The sequence below is a fragment of the Thermodesulfobacterium sp. TA1 genome (assembly GCF_008630935.1).
Taxonomy (GTDB): domain Bacteria; phylum Desulfobacterota; class Thermodesulfobacteria; order Thermodesulfobacteriales; family Thermodesulfobacteriaceae; genus Thermodesulfobacterium.
This window is the reverse complement of record NZ_CP043908.1, coordinates 1426848-1447411: the sequence shown is the minus strand read 5'-3', so window position 1 is coordinate 1447411 and position 20564 is coordinate 1426848. Positions and strand designations below refer to the sequence as shown.

Below are 20564 nucleotides of genomic sequence, written 5' to 3'. Positions count from 1 at the left end.
GGTGAGGTCATGGGAAAAAATCTATTAAATCAGCTTAGCTTCTTTTTGATGGCAGGAATTTTAGCTTCTCCTGGCTTTTGCACAGAAAAACCCAAACCAGAAGAGTTTAAAGAGCTTCCTGAAGTAGTGGTTTCCGCGGATAGGGTTGAAGAGCCGATAAAAGAAACTACCGCTAAAGTAACGGTTATTACTAAAGAAGAACTTAAAAAGAAAAATTTTGTGTTGGTTACTGATGTTTTACGAACCCTTCCTCAAGTATATGTGAGGGCAAACGGAGGTCCTGGACAGACAGCAGGAGCAATTTTGTCAAGAGGGGCTAAATCTTATCATACCTTAGTTTTGATAGATGGGTTTAAAGTTAATGACCCATCCTTAGGGATGTTTGATTTTGGAAGCTTAACGGTTGATGATATAGAAAGGATTGAAATCGTAGAGGGTCCTCAAAGCACCCTTTATGGGTCTGAGGCTGTAGCCGGTGTGATAAACATCATAACTAAAAAAGGCAAAGGTAAACCTAAGGTAGGAATTTCTTTAGATGCGGGGTCTTATGGAACTTACAAACCTTCCTTTGAGGTAGCAGGAGAGTTTAAAGGCTTTGATTTTAGGTTAAATGCCTTTCATTACTATACCGATGGTTTTTCAGCTTCTCGTTATGGAAGTGAAAAAGATGGGTTTAAAAACTCCTTTGTTTCTACTAAGATGGGGGTTAATTTTCATCCTAAAGCACGGTTTGAAGTTTTGGGAAGGTATAGTTATGGCAGGACAGAATATGATGGTTATGATTTTCGATATAACTTAATAGACAAAGATTATGTTAGAAGAGAACATCACTATTTAATAGGTGCTAAACTTGATTTATCTCTTCTTCATAATTATAAACAGACTTTTTCTGTTTATAAAAACCGTTTTCAGAGGAAATTTTACGAACCTGATGGTTGGTTTCCTTATAATCGTTATACACCCTCAGCTGAAGGTTTTTCTTGGGAGAATTTTTTAAGCTTAGGGAAGGCTTATTCCTTGGTGTTTGGGGTAGACTTTAAGAGAGAAAAGGTAGAGATGTTATCAGAAAGTAGTTTAGGATTAACAAGTTATGATGAAAAAAGAGAACATGTAGGGATTTTTGTTAATAACAAATTTTCCTTTTTAGAAGAAAGACTTATTTTTAACGTAGGTTTAAGGCATGATGATTATAAAAACTTTGGAGAAAAAACTACTTATAGGTTAGGATTTAGGTATATAATTCCTCAGATTGAAGTAGTTTTAAAGGCTAATTACGGAACAAGTTTCAGGGCCCCAACGTTTGATGATCTTTTTTATCCTAATTACAGTAATCCAAACCTTAACCCAGAAGAGTCTAAAGGTTGGGACCTTTCCTTAGAAAGAGTCTTTTTTAAAGAACGACTTCTTTTAGGAATAAGTGCTTTTTATCAAAAATATAAGGACCTTATCCAGTTTGACCAAACAACCTGGAAACCTGAAAACATCGGAAAAGCTGTTATTAAAGGGGCTGAAGCCTATCTTAACCTAAGACTTACTCAAAACTTAAGCTTTAAAGCTAACTATACCTACTTAGACGCCGAGGACAGAGATAAAGGAAAATACCTTGTTTACAAACCTTCTCATAAAGCAGGGGCTACTTTAGAATACTCTTGGAAAAATTTGACACTTTTAGCTGATTATGTTTATACAGGAGAAAGGTTTCACGATAAAGATAATACGAAGAGCTTAAAACCTTACTCTCTGGTAAACCTTTCTGCCAATTATTCTTTTAACCCTAAGCTTAAGTTTTATTTTAGGATAGAAAACCTCTTTAACGCTAATTACGAGGAGGTAAAAGACTACGGGACCCCTGACAGGTCTATATATGGTGGTATAAAGTTTGACTACTAATATTTACTAAACCTAAACTATCAGGACCTTTTGTTTGATGATTGAAGTTTTTTAATTAAAAAAATCGCTTTTTTGAAAAAGCCTTGATAATCGGTTGCCCTTTTTTACTATTTATGATAATAGTTAAATTTATTAATCCTAAAACATAGGTTTAAAATGGAAAAAACAAAAGGAACTTTATATGTAGTTGGAGTGCCTATAGGTAATCTTGGGGACATTACCCTAAGGGCGTTAGAGGTGTTAAAAAGTGTTGAAATCATCGTTTCTGAAGACACAAGGTCTGTAAAAAAACTTCTTACTCATTATGGATGTGGTCCCAAAAAGCTGATAAGCCTTTATAAAGAGGTAGAGGTTGAGAAGACATATAAAGTGCTTAAGCTTTTAGAAGAAGCTAAAGATGTGGTTTTTACCAGTGAAGCAGGTTGTCCTCTTATTTCAGACCCAGGGGCTTATTTGGTAAAAGAGGCTCATAAAAGAGGCGTTAAAGTAGTTCCTGTCCCTGGGGTCTCATCCCTTACTTGTGCTCTTAGTGTTTCTGGGGTTGAATTAACCAAAGGTTTTATTTTTCTTGGTTTTTTGCCTCGTAAAAAAACCGAGCAAAAAAAAGTTTTAGAAAACTTGCCTGAAAACTTGCCTATCGTTATTTTTGAAAGTCCTCATAGGATGGGAAAAACCGTTAAAAACCTTCTTGAAATTCTCGGAAACCGTGAATGTTTTTTAGCTCGTGAGCTAACCAAACTTCATGAAGAGCTTCTTTGGACAGACCTTGAGACTTTAGCTCAAAGAGAAAATTTTTTAGGGGAAATTACCCTTATCATCCTTCCCCGAACAGATAAAGAAGAATCGGTTTTGTTAAAAAAAGGGCTTTCAGGGCTAAAAAAAAGAATAAGGGAGTTAAAAAAAGAGGGTTTAAAACCCAAGGAAATAGCTAAAATTTTAGCAGAGGAGTATAATATACCTGCAAAGGAGGTTTATCAGCTTATCACTGAGGGTTGATTAGTCTTTCAGGATGTTCTTTAAGAAAGGTCTCTACTTCTTTAAAGAATTCTTCAAGAAGCTGGGTTTCAGGCACTTTTTTGATTATTTTTCCTTCTCTAAAAATTACCCCAACCCCTTTACCTCCGGCAATACCTATGTCAGCCATCTTAGCCTCACCAGGCCCGTTGACAACACACCCCATAACCGCAAGTTTAAGATTAGCTTTAATTCTTTTAGTCCATGCCTCAACCTTTTGATAAAGCGAAAAAAGGTCTATTTCACATCTTCCGCAGGTAGGACAGGCTATAACCTCTGGATAAAGGGTTCTAAGCCCTAAGTTTTTAAGGATTTCATAAGCTACGTAAACCTCCTCTACCGGGTCTGCGGTTAAAGAAACCCTTAAGGTGTCTCCTATCCCTTTTAACAGGAGATAGGATATAGCCATGGTGTTTTTTATGGTCCCTGGTATAAGCCCTCCTGCCTCCGTAACCCCTACATGCAAAGGAAAATCAGATTTTTTAGAAAAGGCTTGATAAGCCTTAATGGTTTCCCACCAGTTAGAAGATTTAAGCGAGACTTTTAAGTTATGGTAATCCACTGTTTCTACCACGTATTCAACCCATCTTAAGGCACTTTCTACCATCGCTTTATAAGAAGGAACTTTATATTTTTTCAAAATTTCAGGTTCAAGGGATCCTGCGTTTATCCCTATTCTTACACAACAGTTGTAGTCTTTACAGATTTTAAGCAACCTTTCTAAATTAGCCTTGTTTTTAAAAGTCCCAGGGTTTATTCTTATGCCTGCACACCCTGCTTTGACGGCTTTTTCTCCTAACAGGGTAGCAAAATGAAGGTCAGCAATAACAGGGATAGGGCTTTCTTTTACTAAGTCTTTTAAGGCTTTAGCGGACTTTTCATCTGGAACAGCAACCCTAACGATTTCGCATCCAGCTTCAAAAAGTTTTTGAATTTGGGACAGAGTAGCATTAAGGTCTGCTGTAGGGGTATTGGTCATGCTTTGAACCCTGATGGGACTATCTCCACCTACAGAAATTTTACCAACCCAGACCTTACGAGTAACCCTTCTCTTGATTTTAGGATACATTTTTAGAAAGGTTTTACCTTTTTAACCGCCGGGCTTTCTTTCCTTCTTTTTACCAGATTTTCTCCAAAAAGAACGGTTTTAAGCCATTTGAATCCGAACTGCAAAAGCTTTAAATCATCTTTCTTGATTTCTTCTAAGGTTTTTTCGTCAACCTCAAACATATCTAAAAACTTGCTCTCAAAAACAAAGCTTCTAAACCTTTCTGGATTGGTGCTAACCATGAAAAACAGCTGAAGGCTTTTTTCTGGCACAGAAATCGGTCCAAGAGATTCTTTTTTCATGATGATTTCTGCCCATTCCAAAATAGGGTCTTCAAGACCAGGTATGCCTTGAGATTTACGATATTCATCAACCGTCATTTCCTCTCCAGAATCAAGTCCTTGACAAAAACCCTCTTTTACTAAGTAGTAAATTTCTTCGTTTTTTCTTTTATCTTTATTTCGAAAAAGCCCAAAACCTAAGGGATAATATCTACAAGCAAGAGGCCTTACTTCATAGATGTTACATCCACCATCTCCTAAAAAAGGACAGGTTTTTTCTTCGTTTTCACTCATCTTTAGCCTTGCTATCGGAAGTCCCGATTTAGGAAGAATAAAAGGCTCGGTGTATTGAAGCAGAAATTCATCTGTAGTAAGCCCAAGCTTATCCCTAATCCTTATGATGTCATAAGGGGTAAGGGGTAAAAACAGGTCTGAACAACAAAGTTTAAAACAAGGAACCCCAGGATGACATTGAAAAACAAATTTTGACTTTCCTGTAAGCCTGATAGGCACAAGAATTTTATCTAAACCTCTTAAATTTTGTAAAGCTTCCATCGGTAAACTCCTTTTCTGATTTTTAGTTGAACCTAAAAGGTTATAAAGAGCCGGCGGAGGGTTTCGAACCCTCGACCTGTGGATTACGAATCCACTGCTCTACCGCTGAGCTACGCCGGCGTTTTTTCCTATATTTTTTAAATTTTAATACCTTTTTAAATTTTTAAAAGAGAAGATAGATTTCGAAGTTTTGAGTTTAGATTTTTATCAAGGCCTCAAAAGATAGTGCAAAAGATTCTGTTATATTTTTCTGAAACTTGACCCTTTTTAAATTATTTATAGAATTAATTTAATGAGATTAGCCATTACTTTTGTTTCTGAAAAGGAAGCTGTTTTACCTATTCATTATAACGAAGTTTTGCAAGGGCTGATTTATCATCTTTTAGACAGAGCCCTTGCTGAAAAACTTCACAACGAAGGGTTTGTTTACCAAAAGAGGAGGTTTAAATTTTTTACCTTTTCTCGAATTTTTGGAAAATTAGAAAAAGAAAGAGATAAGTTTAAAATTTCTTCGCCTTTCAAGTTCTTTATCTCATCGCCTTATACAGAAATGCTTTTGAGTCTTACCTCAAATTTTTTGTATAATAAAGAGATACAGCTTGACGTAAACAGAGTTTGGCTTGAGTCTATAAAGGTTCTTCCATCCCCTGAGATAAGAAAAGAAATCCTTATACGGATGCTATCACCTTTGACAGTTTATAGCACACTTTATGGTGCTGATGGTAAAAAGAAGACTTATTACTATCATCCAAACGAGAAAAATTTTTCAATGCTTGTGAAGGAAAATATCATAAAGAAGTATAAGGCATTTTACAAGAAGATGCCACCTTCAGAGGAGTTTTTTATAGAGCCTATTAAGCTGGAAAAGGGAAACGAGAAGATAATTATTTACAAGGGTTTTGTGATAAAGGGATGGATGGGAAATTTTGTGCTAAGGGGAGATCCAGAACTTTTAAGACTTGCTTACGATGCAGGCCTTGGTGCAAAAAATTCCCAAGGTTTTGGAATGTTTGAAGTTATAAAATAAAAATTTTATTTTAATTAAAATTTTCTTTCAATTCCTCATAGGTAGGCTTAAAACATCCACTATTTCTTTATTTTCTAAAAATATATCGAAGTTTCAATTCCTCATAGGTAGGCTCGCAACACTTAGTTGAAAAATTGAGAAAGTTTTTAGAAAGTGTTTCAATTCCTCATAGGTAGGCTCGCAACGGAGTTAATAGATTTATACGATGAAGAATTAGCAAAGTTTCAATTCCTCATAGGTAGGCTTAAAACCTATCAAAGGTAAAATGTTTAACAAGCTAAAAGCTTCTTTCAATTCCTCATAGGTAGGCTTAAAACCAGCTAAAGTATCATTATAAATAAACGCTCCATAAAGCTTTCAATTCCTCATAGGTAGGCTTAAAACTATATAAAACTAGTTTAACACTTGATTTTTCGCATCCATTTCAATTCCTCATAGGTAGGCTTAAAACACCGCACAACACCCGGCACTTTCTTACCCTCCTCAATTTCAATTCCTCATAGGTAGGCTTAAAACATCAAATAATCATAAACTCTACTTATTATTTCTTCATTTCAATTCCTCATAGGTAGGCTTAAAACTCTATCTGTAGAAGTCAGTTCTACTTTAAACTTGTAATTTCAATTCCTCATAGGTAGGCTTAAAACCCCTCGGAAACCTCACCTTTACACTTCCTACCTGAACATTTCAATTCCTCATAGGTAGGCTTAAAACTATAAAAAGAAACTATATACAGAGAGACAGTAAAAACATTTCAATTCCTCATAGGTAGGCTTAAAACCCATCAAATCTTTTACATAATTTATCTGCTTCATAGAATTTCAATTCCTCATAGGTAGGCTTAAAACATTATTTAATTATTGCAGAAAAAAAGACGTTAGCAGATTTCAATTCCTCATAGGTAGGCTTAAAACGTGTAAAAGCGACAAATCTTGCTCAGTTTCTGAAAAATTTCAATTCCTCATAGGTAGGCTTAAAACCATCCCCAAAGCTGTGGATTAGTTATCAGCGTTACAAATTTCAATTCCTCATAGGTAGGCTTAAAACCAGGCTGACGGTAAACATTTTTTTTGATTTTTTTTTATTTCAATTCCTCATAGGTAGGCTTAAAACCAAGCCGAAAACCCTTTACTGGAACCTTACCGTTAAGATTTCAATTCCTCATAGGTAGGCTTAAAACCTCACGTAAAAAAGAAGCTCCAGCTAAGCTTTCTTTATTTCAATTCCTCATAGGTAGGCTTAAAACTACGAAAAAGCTTTTTGCCTTAACTTGCCTTCTCCAATTTCAATTCCTCATAGGTAGGCTTAAAACACAGCAGTCAACTAAAAAACCGGCTGAAGTTCTCGATTTCAATTCCTCATAGGTAGGCTTAAAACCTAACTGCCCCTCGTCGTCCAACGGGGGCTTTTCCTTATTTCAATTCCTCATAGGTAGGCTTAAAACTTGAGCAATCGCTTAAGAAACCGCGAGAGATCCTCGCATTTCAATTCCTCATAGGTAGGCTTAAAACTCGTTTACTACAATCGACGTAGCCCCCCGCGGGTCATTTCAATTCCTCATAGGTAGGCTTAAAACTTGAAGAAAAATTCAAACAATTCATAATCATGAATCGATTTCAATTCCTCATAGGTAGGCTTAAAACGCAGCGTTTTCGTGCAAAACGAAAAGGAGCAGGCATATTTCAATTCCTCATAGGTAGGCTTAAAACTTCAAACGGAAGAGGTTCATATTTAGGACAAACAGCATTTCAATTCCTCATAGGTAGGCTTAAAACGCCTGTTTATATTCCGAATGAAGATTGCGAACGTTTATTTCAATTCCTCATAGGTAGGCTTAAAACTTGTAAATTTTTAAATGGTGTATTAGTTGTTATAAAAATTTCAATTCCTCATAGGTAGGCTTAAAACAGTGTTTTTGTTAAAAAGCCAAATAGGGAAAATGCGATTTCAATTCCTCATAGGTAGGCTTAAAACCAAAAGCCGTTTTTCTTCTTTTTCTAAACCCTTTTTATTTCAATTCCTCATAGGTAGGCTTAAAACTTTCACTGAAAAGTGAAAAAAGGATGTAGGACATGTATTTCAATTCCTCATAGGTAGGCTTAAAACGAAGAATTGATTCGTAATGACGAATTTTTCACAGAGATTTCAATTCCTCATAGGTAGGCTTAAAACCGGGAAGTATTCAAAGTAGTCCTCATTAGGTACATGTATTTCAATTCCTCATAGGTAGGCTTAAAACTCTTGGTAAAAAGAACGGAGGTTCATCTTTATAAATTTCAATTCCTCATAGGTAGGCTTAAAACCGTTCAGAGCGGATGGTCAAAACAAACTTGATGTAGTATTTCAATTCCTCATAGGTAGGCTTAAAACAAAATATATATCACTTCTGTGACGACCCAAATTGTGATTTCAATTCCTCATAGGTAGGCTTAAAACTGAGTTTGATTACGCGCAAATGGCTGAAATTAGAATATTTCAATTCCTCATAGGTAGGCTTAAAACAAGGCAAATACAATACCAACATAAAGAAGAAGAGCAATTTCAATTCCTCATAGGTAGGCTTAAAACAAACTACTTCATCCTTCTTGCAAGAGAGATTTGGTCATTTCAATTCCTCATAGGTAGGCTTAAAACTGAGGTAGTAGAAAACAAGGATAAAATAGTAGTCGTATTTCAATTCCTCATAGGTAGGCTTAAAACCACATGGATGCCATATCTCTGTTGGTGGTGTATGCTGATTTCAATTCCTCATAGGTAGGCTTAAAACCCTTGTTAAGACTAATAAAACATCCACATCCACACCACATTTCAATTCCTCATAGGTAGGCTTAAAACCCGTGCAACTGATAATATATCTACTTTTGTTTCATTCATTTCAATTCCTCATAGGTAGGCTTAAAACATTGAGCTAAGAAATCAAAAAACTCCAAATCATTATTATTTCAATTCCTCATAGGTAGGCTTAAAACGAAGAGAAAACTTCTGAATGAAGAGGATATAGCGAGATTTCAATTCCTCATAGGTAGGCTTAAAACGAAAAGTCTATGGCTTTTTTACGATTAAACTTCAACTATTTCAATTCCTCATAGGTAGGCTTAAAACTAGTATAATATTAGAAAATTACTATCTTTCAACCAAATTTCAATTCCTCATAGGTAGGCTTAAAACATGAAGAGATAGCAAAGTTAGCTAAACAGAGAGGCATTTCAATTCCTCATAGGTAGGCTTAAAACCCCTGTCCCCCATGCTCCCCAAATGAGGGCATGCACATTTCAATTCCTCATAGGTAGGCTTAAAACTAGCAAAGGAGGTGTGTTATGAGTACAAACAACTTTATTTCAATTCCTCATAGGTAGGCTTAAAACAAAGACCTTGAGCAATTTAACGATGGATCTTATTTATTTCAATTCCTCATAGGTAGGCTTAAAACTCGTAGACAGGGCTTGGTATGTAATTTTTCTTTTTATTTCAATTCCTCATAGGTAGGCTTAAAACAACGTCGAACTCAAATCCATTTGTTTTTATTGTAAAATTTCAATTCCTCATAGGTAGGCTTAAAACGAGTTTGCTTTAGGTTCTTAGTGTTTTGTTTTTTTTATTTCAATTCCTCATAGGTAGGCTTAAAACTAGGCTTTGCGATAAAAAACCTTCCTTTATCAATAATTTCAATTCCTCATAGGTAGGCTTAAAACGGATTTGTTTGATGTAACTGTAAAACCGAAAGACAGCATTTCAATTCCTCATAGGTAGGCTTAAAACTCGTTAAATCATTACCGTGGAAAAGAAATCCAAGAATTTCAATTCCTCATAGGTAGGCTTAAAACTACGATTAGTGCATTAATTCAAGAAATGAAGCTTCAATTTCAATTCCTCATAGGTAGGCTTAAAACAGAGAAAGAGATGTTGAGGAAGTTGTATGTAGAAGAATTTCAATTCCTCATAGGTAGGCTTAAAACTAATTGCGAAAAAGATATATGATGAGATGAAAGAGAGATTTCAATTCCTCATAGGTAGGCTTAAAACCTTAAAAAGCACTATAAAGACATTTATAAAGATCTTATTTCAATTCCTCATAGGTAGGCTTAAAACCGGAATAATAAATATTTTCTCGTTCCATTGCGGGGTAATTTCAATTCCTCATAGGTAGGCTTAAAACCCTTCAGAGAAAAAGAAGAGCAAGAAAACCTACCTATTTCAATTCCTCATAGGTAGGCTTAAAACGCTTAATGACATAATTTTAGATCCCTTCGCCGGCTCATTTCAATTCCTCATAGGTAGGCTTAAAACGAGACATTCTCTCCTGAAAGTGTCCCCTCATTTTTGATTTCAATTCCTCATAGGTAGGCTTAAAACATTTTTGTTATCATCAAAAATACCATTATCGACGTAATTTCAATTCCTCATAGGTAGGCTTAAAACCTATGTGTCTCATTATCTGTTGCAAAAACGACAAAATTTCAATTCCTCATAGGTAGGCTTAAAACATTTTCTCCAAAGCTCATAGCCCCTCTGCCAACCTGATTTCAATTCCTCATAGGTAGGCTTAAAACGATTTAGCAGTCTATCAATGTATTTGGTTATAAAATATTTCAATTCCTCATAGGTAGGCTTAAAACAATTACTAAACAATTCATAAAGGGGCTTTACACGGCATTTCAATTCCTCATAGGTAGGCTTAAAACTAATAAATAAACAAGCCAATATGCAAAAAGCCCCAGATTTCAATTCCTCATAGGTAGGCTTAAAACCATAACGGACACTTGAATTTCGGTATGTTAGGAGAATTTCAATTCCTCATAGGTAGGCTTAAAACCTTATCCTGTCAGAAAATAAGTTCCTTTTTTCTTCATTTCAATTCCTCATAGGTAGGCTTAAAACTGGGTGGCAGCAAAAGCTGCCACCTGGGACACCAAAATTTCAATTCCTCATAGGTAGGCTTAAAACAACATTTTACACATTTAATATCAAAACAACCAAACAATTTCAATTCCTCATAGGTAGGCTTAAAACTGGGGTCATCATGCTTGCCAAAGACTTCGACAAATAGATTTCAATTCCTCATAGGTAGGCTTAAAACTATAATGATGATATGAGGTGTTTATTTGAAAGTATAATTTCAATTCCTCATAGGTAGGCTTAAAACAGAATTACTGTTGATGAAGCTCGGGAATTACTCCAAATTTCAATTCCTCATAGGTAGGCTTAAAACTTCATATAGTTGACGATCTAAAACCTCGCCGCCCTCATTTCAATTCCTCATAGGTAGGCTTAAAACAAGCTTCTTCTCTTCAAAAATACCCCGCATCGATTTATTTCAATTCCTCATAGGTAGGCTTAAAACAGCTCTATTTATTGAAAATAATCAATTAGAACTAATATTTCAATTCCTCATAGGTAGGCTTAAAACGTTAACGAAGAAGAGATAAAAAGAGCAGAAAAAAAGATTTCAATTCCTCATAGGTAGGCTTAAAACAGGTATTCACTTTGCTTTAAAGCAAAGATTACCAGAATTTCAATTCCTCATAGGTAGGCTTAAAACTTGAAAGAGAAATCAACGAAGATTATGTCTTAGTGATTTCAATTCCTCATAGGTAGGCTTAAAACGAAGCTTCAATGGGTAGAAATATAACTAATATAAGGGATTTCAATTCCTCATAGGTAGGCTTAAAACGCTAAGAAATCAAAAAATTCTATATCACTATCAGGTTATTTCAATTCCTCATAGGTAGGCTTAAAACATAACTGCCATCCACCCCAAACGGCTCACCAAAAATTATTTCAATTCCTCATAGGTAGGCTTAAAACAGATTTAACAGATGCGGTTATTGGTGAGACATTTATATTTCAATTCCTCATAGGTAGGCTTAAAACCGAAAAAATCTGAGTATGTCCCTGAGCCTGTCTATGATTTCAATTCCTCATAGGTAGGCTTAAAACTGAGGAAAAAGTTTATAAAGTCATTGACAAATACGAAATTTCAATTCCTCATAGGTAGGCTTAAAACTTATCAATAATGGATACTTCCCATTCCTCACCTACTTATTTCAATTCCTCATAGGTAGGCTTAAAACTTTATTCATTTCTTCTAATTTCTATTTCTATTACAGATTTCAATTCCTCATAGGTAGGCTTAAAACTCTTCTCCAAAGTCCGTAAATCCCATCCCATCCCGGATTTCAATTCCTCATAGGTAGGCTTAAAACTCTTCTTTCAGGAATTGACGCACCAGCTATTTCTAAATTTCAATTCCTCATAGGTAGGCTTAAAACTTCAAATCCAGCGACATATACCGCTGAAACCTTATCATTTCAATTCCTCATAGGTAGGCTTAAAACAGTTTGCGTGAATACCAAGCCCTATGAAAGATCCCGATTTCAATTCCTCATAGGTAGGCTTAAAACACAAGCAAAGTTTGCACAGAAGACAGAAAACTCGTAATTTCAATTCCTCATAGGTAGGCTTAAAACATGCTGAAAAGAATTGACAAGGCTATTCAATACATAAATTTCAATTCCTCATAGGTAGGCTTAAAACTTCTCGTCTTCTATTTCGTCAATGCGGGGGAGGATGATTTCAATTCCTCATAGGTAGGCTTAAAACCTTGCGTAGGTCTGAAGATTGATTAATAACCTTTCATTTCAATTCCTCATAGGTAGGCTTAAAACTCCACAAAGAGGACACTTACGAAAAATATTTTCTTTATTTCAATTCCTCATAGGTAGGCTTAAAACTCCAAGCAATGAAATCCTCTACAGCCTTTTCTACTATTTCAATTCCTCATAGGTAGGCTTAAAACAGTTCTTAGGAGACGAGCTTGTAGAGCTTGAAGTCAATTTCAATTCCTCATAGGTAGGCTTAAAACTCTGGACTATAAACTTCTACATCCGCTATGTCCTGAATTTCAATTCCTCATAGGTAGGCTTAAAACGCAAAATGGGAAGTGTTCTTGCAAGAGCAATGCTTGCATTTCAATTCCTCATAGGTAGGCTTAAAACGAAAGGGACCAGCTTTAGAAAAAGTAGCACAAAAAAATTTCAATTCCTCATAGGTAGGCTTAAAACCGAAATATGTTTGCTTTTAAGTGTTTAAAAGTAAAATTTCAATTCCTCATAGGTAGGCTTAAAACTTAAAGGAATTTTTAGCGGCGATTTTGCGGGAGGCGATTTCAATTCCTCATAGGTAGGCTTAAAACAGAAAATTAAGATATATCTGCACAAGACGTCTGAGTATTTCAATTCCTCATAGGTAGGCTTAAAACGTTTAAAGTTTCGTCGTAAATAACAATTTCGTCCTTATTTCAATTCCTCATAGGTAGGCTTAAAACAGGGAATGTATAAGTTTTATAAACTGCAAAAAGAAAATTTCAATTCCTCATAGGTAGGCTTAAAACCGTAGTTTAAATTTAAAATATACTTTAATTTCAAAAAAAATAAAATCTCATTTTTGCGTCAACTTATAAGCAAAGAATAAAAATTTATTAAATTAATCAACTTTTATTCAATTGTCAAAGAACAGAAATTTTTTACTAAGTATTTTAAAAAATCTGTTTGTCTCATCCCGTCTAAGCATTAAAACACAGTGTTCTTTTTATTGTACAAAAATTTTTTAGAGAAAGCACTGTAGTTTATCAACTTTCTATACTTTCGTCTCAATATCTCTTTTTTCACTTTTTTACTTCAAAATTTTAAATCAATCTCTAAGAATTTAAATACTTTTCAGAGGGGTTAAAATAATTAAAATAAATTATGAAATTGGTCCCACCTTTAAAATTTAGATAATATTATCAAAATATACTTCTTCTTCCTCTTTTTTGAGTATTTTATCAATTCCATACCAGTATACTTCTTCTGCTTGCTCTCTTGAAAGTTTTAAAACCTGAAATCCTTTGAATTCATGAGTTCTTAAGTTTGAGAGTTTCCCACCTTCCCAGTAAAATACTGGGATGTTAATCGAATACTCGTAAAGGATTTTCTTAAGCATCCATTTAGTTTCTATTTTATTTAAACCATTTGATAACTTCTTATTAAGTTCGTCCACAATTTCTTCCCATGTTATTTTGTTTAAATCTAGATTTTCAACGATTTCGGCAAACTTTTCTGTTAATTCATCTCCATAATGCTTCATAATTTCAGGAATTACCACTTGAATTCCAGCTATTCTTCTAAAAACCCGCTGTGCTTGACTCTTTTTTTCAACTGTAAAGTATTTCAGGAAATCTAAGTTTTCTCTGATTTTTTTAATGTAAAAATCCTTAAGTGTTCCTTGATAACCTTCAACTTCGACTTCTCTGTTGAAAACTTCATTTACCATTGCTCTCTCATCGTCGTAGTTCAGAACTTTACCTTCGAATTCTTTTAAAACCTCGATTGTTTTTTCTATAACTTTTTTATCATAAATCGCTTTAGTTCCTTTGTCTATTTTTGTTTTACCTTCTTCTTGCTCTCCGGCAAAAATAACGATGTTTGGCTCTTCTTTATTATAATCTTGATCCTTATTTCTATAGACTCTACCCCATCTCTGGATTTGACTATCTATAGTTGAAATCTCCGTAATCATTGCGTCAAAATCTAGATCAACCGAGGCTTCGATAATTTGAGTTGCAACAACAATAGCTGGCTTATCTGGGTTTATTTTTTCACCTTCTTGTTTTAGTTTACTAATCTCTTCTTCGTTTTTGTTAGGTTTGATGAGTTCCTTAATCAACTTAATGCGCCTACTTTTTTCTTTCTCGATTAATCGGGAGTGCAAAAGAAAGATGTTTGGATAATCTTTGTTTTTTAACCATTCGTAGATAGCTATTGCCTTGCTAACATTGTTTACGACTATGAACATGTTTTTGTCTTTGAACTCATCGAGCCATAACTCAAGTTCATCCGATATATCTATATCTTTTTTACCTTTTTTTAATTCTTTATCTTTTTTATCATTATCTACGTATTTAACAAGAGCCTTATCTACAACCTTAATCTTATGCCTCTTGATGTTGTAGTTCTTGACATTTTCTTTAATATCCTGCAAATCTATAAAATCAAACTGCAAATCTGTAAAATCAACTTCACCTTTAAGGAACGGTTCAAAGTAAGGTGGCAGCGTTGCTGTCATCACAATCACAACACCACCAAGTTTTTGGACAATTTGAAGCGTTTTCACTATTATGGATGCCATTTCTTCATCATAAGTCTGAACTTCATCAATCACTATAGAAGATAATGGATAGACGGCCAAAACTTTATCCGAACCGTAGTAGTTTAAAGATGTTAGAAAAACCTGATCTGGCGTAGTTAGTAAAATTGGAGACGATAAGAGTTTTGCTGCGGTTAACTTCTTTTCTATATCTCCCGATTCATAAACTTTTTCTCTCCCCAGATATTCTATGAACGCAGTAGAATGCAAAACATCAACGAATTCTTTTTCGAAATATGCATGATCCGCCTCTCTGAATCTAAAAAAAAGATCATTTAACGCCACTCTAAGGGGTAAGGTGTAGATCAGCTTTCTATTATTTTTCTCTGCCCATAACAGTGCAAATTCTGTTTTTCCAGAACCTGTAGGTGCCACCAGGACTATAGGCTTTAGAGGATCTATTTTTTCTAAGATGTTTTCTTGCCATAATGAATCTGATTTAACTTTGGTTTTTATCCTCTCTTTCAGAGTAGTATAAACATCTTCCATATTGTTTATTTTCTCTAACTCTAAATCAACGCCACCGCTTGCAGAATAATCGCATCTCCTCAAACAACCAAGAAATAGCATAAAATCGTAATCTGGATTTTCATTGTTAATGTTATAAAAATCTGCGAATTCAGATATATCGTCTTCGCGATTTTCTATTTTTTCAAGAAGGTCTTTTGCTCTTTCAAAAACGTTGATTTTTTGAATCTTACTAACAGCTGATTTTATAAAATCTTCTTCAAATTTTTCGTTGATTTCGTTTAAAAGATCATTTAAGAAATCATCAATTTCATCCTTTTTCTCAATCAAGAACTTTAAATATAGCATTATGTTCTCACGATAGTCTTCTACAATTCCCATGAGGTCTTTCTCATTTACAAAGTACCCGTTATAGTGATGGAGTAATACAGCAGTTCTAATTTTCGCGTTCCATTCACTGTTATCTAAAAGTATAGAAGCCCAGATAGAAGACAGTACTTCGTGATCCTTCAGATTAACATTTCGCAATACTTTAAGAAATTCCTTAACTTTTTCCCACTCTTCAGAAGCTTTGTCATACACCATTTTTTGAAATTCGTAATTTACTTTTCCTAAATCATGTAAAATTATAGCCGTTGCTAAAGCCTCAAAAAATTCGATGTCTTTTAACTGCTGGCATTTTATGGATTCTTTGTTTGCATCTATAAAATTCTTTAATTGTTTTGCTCTTTGTAGGGCCTCAATTATGTGCTCTTTAAACAAAAGGCTCTCTTGGCCTTCGGATTTTGCCCTTAACAAATCTATTAGCTTCATCACAACCACCCGAATTCTGAAGGGATCTTAAATATAAGATTTTTTCCGTTCAGGTTTATCTTAAATGTCTCAACTTTAACTTCTTTGCTTAGATAAACCACATAATCAAGCCCTGTGTAGATAACAGTTTCAAAACAAACCTTTCTTTCAGTTTTTTTGTTGATTTCTGCTTTGTTTTTGACAGGCTTGCCATCATTCCAAAATTCCACCCTAACTGGAATCGAGTAAACAGGAAACTTCTCGTTTTTTATTGGAAAACGTTTTCCATTGGCTTTCAGCTTAATATACGTTGGATACGTTAACCAGATGTTTTTCTTTACAGTTTTTGTTTCTATGTTTTTGGGATTTATGTCCAATACTTTTCTTATGTACACAACATCCTCGCTTCTTCCGAGGGACAGTATTTTATTAGGTTTTTCCAAAGCATAATGTATTTCATCGACGATTTCCTTAGGTCCTTTAATAAAGAAGTAGAGATGACCATTAAAAAGTTCTTGCTGGTGAACCGGAGTTCTCTGGGCTTTAATACCCTCATTGTATAGTAGTTTCCCCTGATTTATTACTTTTAATTTACTATCAACCTCTACATACCCCTTGATTAACTGCTGGTAGTTCCAGAACACACTCTCAAATCCTCCGTGAATGCTGACTCTTAGTTTCCAGAACTCAAGCTCATAATACCTGTCAGTTGCATTTTGCAGCATTCCTATTACCGTGCTTTTGGGCGGTAGAGGATATGATTGCGCATAGTAAAAAGTGAATAGGTTCCTGTATTGTGAAAAAGGTTGGAACAGTTCAACGTATATTATTTTCTCATTCATATTTATCTTTTTAATCTAATTTTCTGTTGACAATCTTAATGCTTCTTCAATTTTTTTAATAATATCTTCCTTTGCCTTCACTTCTAGTTCTTCTTTCTTCGGTGTGTAATCGCAAAAGTCTTTTCGATAGTAAATATACAATCCGGCGTTGTTGTCAACGTTATCCGTTAGCCCTATCTTGAACAATGGCATCAACCCTTCTTCAATTTCATTTTCAACTATTTCTGTATCTCCCTCTTTCCTATAAGTCCTCTTAACTTTATAGTGCGTTTTTCTCTCTAACATTATTTTGTCAATGAATGTCTCGTATCTTCCGTCCCTATAGATACCAAGCACAACAAGCCATGGTGAAAGGTCTTCTCTTCTCCCCTTGATGTCTCTTTTTAGGTTTAATACCGTCTCAATTAACTGAACAACTCTTTCTTTTGCCGTATTCTGATCGATCACAATATCTCCTATCTTTTCATCTCCGTGTTCCTCTTTAAGATATTTTCCGATTCTTTCGACATCTATTGTAATGTTGTATACGTAAAAGTCAGGTTTTTCTTCAATCGTCACTGGATTGCTACCCTTACCACCTGCTCTTCTGACCATATCCAAATTTGCCATAGTATGCGCATCGAGATTTGTAGGTGTCAGTGATATGGCATGACTTATTTTTACAGGTGAGGTTCTTGTTAAAGCTGCCTGCTCGCTGCCTTTTTCTGCAATCATGAATCCAAACAGATCAAATTCGGGAAATTCCTTGAAAATTTTTTCTAGGAACTCCTTGTCTTTCTTTTTAAGTCTTACAACTTCTCCTTTTTCCACATGTAATTCGTTTTGTCCTGCCAACTTCCATTTTTCGGGAAATAGCTTATTCGCCCAGTGCAATATACTGTATCTAAGTGCGTATCTGCTTACCAAAACATATTGTCTACCATCCCATTTTGTTATCTTCTTAAGTTCTTGGTAGTTTGTCCCTCCACCCCAATCGTAGTTTAAGGAGTTGCCATAAAAAACTATATCCATCGAAATATACTTAACGTTGGATTCATTACTCATTGGAATCACCTCCTATTTCTGTTTTAGATTCACCAGACATTATACCCATAACAATTGCATAAGCTATTTTATCAAAATTCTCCACTGTTTCGTGTTCAAACTGAAGAGTGCTTAGGAGCTCCGCAAATTCCTTCACTTTTTCACTCTTCTCAACACTTATGTTGTTGACGTTTTTCAGAATTAGCCATAAAAATCGTTTTCTGTCGTTCGTTTTCAATGCGTTTAGAAGGTCGTAAACGAGCCTCTGCCTTGATTTTTCAGTGCCTATGTTGCTGAATACTTCTCTTGTTAGATTTCTCAAATTTTTCAACTCCCACGGTTTTACCGAATAAAATTCATATTCATTCTTCTTCTCCATCAGCTTCACCTCCTCCAAGCAGACCTGCAACCAAAATTAGAGCGTAATTTTTCCAGCTTAGATCGTTAGAGAGTATTTTATCGAATATAAAACTCATTAGAGTTTTAACAACTTTTTCTTCCCCCTTTTTCTCAACAAGAGCTTTTAAAACCGTGTTTACAAACCGGTGTTTATTGTCTCTCCTTATTGCACTTAGTAAAAGATTAGCATAACTTTTTCTCTCATCACTATCTTCAAGTATTTCACTAATTGTTCTAACCGCACCAAAAGCTTTTATCGCATCATCCTTTATTTCTGATAAAAGCTGTCTGTAGCTATTAAAGAAATAATCTCCGAACAATCTGTTATCATGCCCAAATTCTCTTACTTTTGCATCTACTATGCTCGCGTAAACCATTCTTCTTTTTATTCTTCCGACACTTTCCTCACTCAAGTTTAACCTTTCTGCTAAGTAAAGATGAATGTTGTTTATAAGATGCGGTAAAAGGGGTTTTTGTTTTATAAATTCTTCAAGGAGCCAAACCTGCTGTTCTATTTTCCCGTTTGACGCTTTTACAGCTATATTTCTATTTATAGTGTCTCTTATCGTATCATCGAGGATTATGCTTGCCTGTAGTTTTAAAATTCCTATGTATTCTACTCCTATTAAATCCTGTTGAGAAAGGGATTTGTATCGGATTAAATACATATTTTCGAGAACCCAAGTTGTTTCGGTTTCAACCAATGTGTCTATTATCGCCTGCCAAGTCAATCTAAGTATCTTCAGATTTTTATCGCTATCCTTAATATAAACTTTAATCTTTTTATTAATCCGATATGTGAAATCCAAATCATTGCTATAGAAAAACACATTACCGATTCCTCTTACGTTAACAAAAGCATTCAAGAAATTAATAAGATAAACAAATAAGTATGGCACATCTTTCAGTATTGTTTCTGCTCTAAATTTAGTATATGAAATATTAGGGAACTCTTTATCTGACGGTAAAAATTTGCTGATGGTTTTATCGATTTTAGATAAATAATCTGAATAACTTGTGTCGCCATCTAAAAGATTTTTTAAGTCTTCCAGCTGTTCAAAAATTCCTTTTGAGTTGTTGAAAAATAGATAGTTTTTGAAGAAACTACTGTCAATCGGGATTCTATAGAATACGCTCTTGTCTTTAGAAACATTTTTCGACTTAACTACATCCCAAATTCTGTTAAGGTAATTTTCGAGTTCTTTGTGTTTCCTTACAATATTTTCAATTTCTTTACGAAGATCATCATCCGTAAAGTTGCCTAAATTTTCTTCTAAGCATCTTATATCATCAATTTCTAAATTATGTGATCCTTCTTTAATAAATTCTTTACGTTTTCCGAGGACTTCCTTAATTTTTTCTTTAAAATTATTGTTTTTTAATATATTACCTATCAACTCCTCTCTGTCCCTAACTAAATTTATGTACCCATCATCAGCATATTGAGACTTTACTTTACCTCTCGCGTCCTTTACCTTGCCTCCCTTATAGCATTCTGATTCGTGCATTATTTCTAATTTCTTTTCAACCCAAGTCTCCCTAAAAAGTTCAGTAATAAACTTCCACCAAATTTCTTCTAAAATTTTTTTGCCTAATCCTTTATTTTTCTCTATAAAGCTAATCGCTTCCGTTTTTAATTCTTTCTTATCTTTTTTTGAAAGGTTATAGAAATAAGCAAACGGAAAGTATCCATAATACACGACCTCTGGTTCTTCACTAATTCTTTCTCTTAGTTTTTCTAAATCCCACCCATAAACTTCTTCCATCAAATTCACGAACCCCAAAATCCCTGCATCGATAAACCAGTTGCCGGTAAATTGAAGTTGATTCGGATTATTAGAAGATTTGCCTGATTTTTGGTTTACATGTTCCTCAATTCTTGGTTTACTCATACTTTCTTTATCATTTAAAACATTGCTGTTCTTATTTTAAAAAGCCTGCCTTATAAATCACCTCAAGAGGTCATCTACTTTGGTAGTTGTTCCTTTTGCACCTTCAATTAATCGTTTTATTTTGCAAAATTTTTTTTCGTAATGTTATAG

10 protein-coding genes, 1 tRNA gene and 1 CRISPR repeat array are annotated in these 20564 nt (G+C 34.5%); of the genes, 3 read left to right on the top strand and 8 right to left on the bottom strand.

Annotated features, from left to right (window positions below; all coding sequences use genetic code 11):
- The first annotated feature begins 9 nt into the window (after positions 1 to 9).
- Both F1847_RS07335 and rsmI read left to right on the top strand, forming a co-directional pair.
- Positions 10 to 1890: a TonB-dependent siderophore receptor gene (locus F1847_RS07335; RefSeq protein WP_150072412.1), complete on the top strand. Its 1881-nt coding sequence runs from the start codon at positions 10 to 12 to the stop codon at positions 1888 to 1890.
- 156 nt (positions 1891 to 2046) lie between these two features.
- Complete coding sequence (rsmI, locus tag F1847_RS07330; protein WP_150072411.1) at positions 2047 to 2886, top strand: 16S rRNA (cytidine(1402)-2'-O)-methyltransferase; 840 nt, start codon at positions 2047 to 2049, stop codon at positions 2884 to 2886.
- On the opposite strand, the gene ispG is transcribed toward rsmI, so the two are convergent.
- The 3 genes from ispG to F1847_RS07315 all read right to left on the bottom strand — a co-directional run bounded on the left by ispG (position 2873) and on the right by F1847_RS07315 (position 4908).
- Positions 2873 to 3973, bottom strand: a complete 1101-nt coding sequence (gene ispG, locus F1847_RS07325) for a flavodoxin-dependent (E)-4-hydroxy-3-methylbut-2-enyl-diphosphate synthase (protein WP_150072410.1) — start codon at positions 3971 to 3973, stop codon at positions 2873 to 2875. The genes rsmI and ispG overlap by 14 nt on opposite strands.
- 2 nt (positions 3974 to 3975) lie before the next feature.
- Complete coding sequence (locus F1847_RS07320; RefSeq protein WP_150072409.1) at positions 3976 to 4788, bottom strand: YkgJ family cysteine cluster protein; 813 nt, start codon at positions 4786 to 4788, stop codon at positions 3976 to 3978.
- Positions 4789 to 4836: 48 nt separating this feature from the next.
- A tRNA-Thr gene (locus tag F1847_RS07315) sits at positions 4837 to 4908 on the bottom strand.
- A gap of 172 nt (positions 4909 to 5080) precedes the next feature.
- On the opposite strand from F1847_RS07315, the gene cas6 reads away from it, so the two are divergent.
- Positions 5081 to 5815: a CRISPR-associated endoribonuclease Cas6 gene (gene cas6 / locus F1847_RS07310; RefSeq protein WP_150072408.1), complete on the top strand. Its 735-nt coding sequence runs from the start codon at positions 5081 to 5083 to the stop codon at positions 5813 to 5815.
- A 24-nt stretch (positions 5816 to 5839) separates the two neighbouring features.
- A CRISPR array of direct repeats spans positions 5840 to 13205; the repeat unit is 30 nt; unit sequence ATTTCAATTCCTCATAGGTAGGCTTAAAAC.
- Between the two features lie 380 nt (positions 13206 to 13585).
- Here cas6 and cas3 read toward each other — a convergent pair.
- The 5 genes from cas3 to F1847_RS07285 are packed head-to-tail and all read right to left on the bottom strand — an operon-like array spanning position 13586 to position 20414.
- Positions 13586 to 16279 carry a CRISPR-associated helicase Cas3' gene (gene cas3 / locus F1847_RS07305; RefSeq protein WP_150072407.1) on the bottom strand — a complete coding sequence of 898 codons (2694 nt, stop codon included), beginning with the start codon at positions 16277 to 16279 and terminating at the stop codon, positions 13586 to 13588.
- Positions 16279 to 17100, bottom strand: coding sequence for a CRISPR-associated protein Cas5 (cas5, locus tag F1847_RS07300; RefSeq protein WP_150072406.1), 822 nt, complete (start codon positions 17098 to 17100; stop codon positions 16279 to 16281). The genes cas3 and cas5 overlap by 1 nt, the downstream gene beginning before the upstream one ends.
- A 15-nt stretch (positions 17101 to 17115) precedes the next feature.
- Positions 17116 to 18144 (bottom strand): type I-B CRISPR-associated protein Cas7/Cst2/DevR, encoded by a 1029-nt coding sequence (gene cas7i / locus F1847_RS07295; RefSeq protein ID WP_150072405.1) that lies wholly within the window; start codon positions 18142 to 18144, stop codon positions 17116 to 17118.
- Complete coding sequence (locus F1847_RS07290; protein ID WP_150072404.1) at positions 18137 to 18502, bottom strand: hypothetical protein; 366 nt, start codon at positions 18500 to 18502, stop codon at positions 18137 to 18139. Before F1847_RS07290 ends, cas7i begins: the two co-directional genes overlap by 8 nt.
- Positions 18486 to 20414: a hypothetical protein gene (locus F1847_RS07285; protein WP_150072403.1), complete on the bottom strand. Its 1929-nt coding sequence runs from the start codon at positions 20412 to 20414 to the stop codon at positions 18486 to 18488. The genes F1847_RS07290 and F1847_RS07285 overlap by 17 nt, the downstream gene beginning before the upstream one ends.
- Between the last annotated feature and the right edge of the window lie 150 nt (positions 20415 to 20564).